At 62.0% G+C, this 453-nt stretch carries 1 pseudogene; it reads left to right on the forward strand.

The features are described 5' to 3' along the window. Positions 1–118 precede the first annotated feature (118 nt). Positions 119–391 (forward strand): annotated as a pseudogene (locus tag KBI52_RS00800) (transposase); the annotation flags it as partial. Positions 392–453 lie beyond the last annotated feature (62 nt).

Here is a 453-nt window from a genome sequence, read left to right on the forward strand (position 1 = left end):
CAATCCGCCTTCACCAAGCTCATGATGGTTCCCGTCCCAGCATGATGAATTCGCCAGCAGTATCGCGTTGGTGGACACCTTTGCTAAGCTCCTGCGGGAGCGGGAAGGTGTTTGATGACGAAGAAGGCGCGACTTCACTCCCGAGTTCAAGCGAGAGGCCGTTGCCCTGCTGGAGAGCAGTGGCCGACCAACCATGCAGATCGCGACCGAGTTTGGGATTTCTCCCTCGATGCTGCGCAACTGGCGGGCCCTTGCCCATGGGGCTGCGCCCCGGTCCAGGGCCGCTCCCACGCCGTTACCGGCTGGCAGCGCATCCCCGGCCGATCAGGCGGCGGAAATCGCCCGGCTGCGCCGTGAACTCGATCGCACCCGGATGGAGCGGGACATCTTATTGAGCCGGCGCTCATTGTCTTGAAAGGATCATGGATGGCTCCAGCTTCATCAGCATGAAGC

This window comes from Microvirga sp. HBU67558, assembly GCF_018069605.1.
GTDB lineage: Bacteria > Pseudomonadota > Alphaproteobacteria > Rhizobiales > Beijerinckiaceae > Microvirga > Microvirga terrae.